The sequence below is a fragment of the Tunicatimonas sp. genome (assembly GCF_049647865.1).
Lineage (GTDB): Bacteria > Bacteroidota > Bacteroidia > Cytophagales > Cyclobacteriaceae > Tunicatimonas.
In genome coordinates this window covers 1-1,562 of record NZ_JBARYM010000773.1, presented here as the reverse complement: position 1 = coordinate 1,562, position 1,562 = coordinate 1, and the positions used below count along the sequence as shown (strand labels likewise).

Below are 1,562 nucleotides of genomic sequence, written 5' to 3'. Positions count from 1 at the left end.
GGTATAGGGTCAATGGCACAAGGTGCGGAAGGCATAGACACTTCCGTACCCTCTCGTTTACCCTTCACCTTTAACCATCCCGCAGAGCTATCGTCCGTATAGTTGCTTCCCTGCTTCTTCGTACTTATCGCCTTTTTGCCAAGTGGGTGCTTGGCTCATACTAGCAATGTTCTCAGCGGCTTGCACAAAGGCTTCGCAGTACTTCTCAACGTAGTTGAAGCTCAGGCTTTCAACCTCATCAGTTACCTGATGATAGTACTTCATAATTTCAGGACCGAAATCCGTAGTGCCCGGGGCGAAAGTTACCGATGGAACTCCCAACTTAGCAAAGTTTACATTATCTGACCGATCATAAAGATTTTGCTCAGGTACTGGGTCCATAATTGCCTCTAAATTTACTGATTGGCTTGCAGATGCAATAGCCTCTTGAGCGGAAGTGCGCTCCAACCCAATAGCGGTTACTTTGGTGGTATCGTTGTACCCCGCCCCATCAGTATTTAGATTAAACACCACCTGGTTCATTGGTACTAGCGGATTTTCGGTGTAGTACTGGCTACCAAGCAGTCCCTTTTCTTCGCCCGTAAAGGCCAGAAATAGGATGGAACGTTGCGGTGGATTTTCGGAAAAGTACTGAGCAGCACTTAGCAAAGCAGTGGTACCCATTGCATTATCTCGGGCTCCGTTGTAAATTGAGTCTTCAGCACCAGTGGCCTGTGGGTTTACTCCTACATGATCGTAGTGAGCCGATAGCACAACGTATTCATTGCGGAGATTAGGATCAGTACCCTCTATCATACCTACTACATTTTTGGTATCAATCGGTTGTCTAGCCTTACTGCCGACATTCAGTGTAGCTGCCTCCCCCGTGTTTCCTTCAAACAGCGTTTTTAGCGTACTCTGCCCGTCATTAAGCCAAACAACAGGAAGCTTTTCTTCGGGTGACTCATTACCTACTTTCATTTGTTCAGTATTCAGGTAACGCACCAGTAGCGACCACGGAATTTGTGCCGAGCGGTATAACTCCACCAGCGCAACACCGCCCATTTCAGTAATTTGCTGCTGCTTTTCGGTGGTAGCGAAGAAAGCACTCTGCGGATTGGTATCACCGGGACGCCCTATCAATGCTACGGCAATTTTTCCCTCTAAATCTTTCCCCTTCAAGTCTTCGGACATTCCGTAGTTCACGAATATCACCGGGGCCTCTTCAGTCAAACTATCTCCCGATAACACCAGCATATTTTCTACTAGTTGAAATTCTTCCTCTTGGAAAGCCAGCGTAGCTGATGAAAGCGTGCTTTCTTTAAACAAGCTAACCGACTGAAAATACCCCTCACTGCTATCCGCTGGTGATAAACCGTAGCTCTGAAAGTAAGAAGCAATGTACTGAGCGGCAATATTAAGTTCAGGCGAGCCAGTGTCTCGCCCTTTAAGCGCATCGGATGCTAAGAAACGAATGTGAGCTTCTACCTGGGATTGATTAATCACATCAGGAACAGCATTTTCTGAAGTTGTTTGAGAAAAAGCAGACAGGTAGGCGAAGAACCCAATAAAGGTAAATATAA

1 protein-coding gene is annotated in these 1,562 nt (G+C 46.5%); it reads right to left on the bottom strand.

The window, feature by feature from the left end:
* Positions 1-87 precede the first annotated feature (87 nt).
* On the bottom strand, positions 88-1,562 hold a 1,475-nt coding region (locus WBA23_RS22545; RefSeq protein WP_424584536.1), incomplete at its 5' end, for a M28 family peptidase.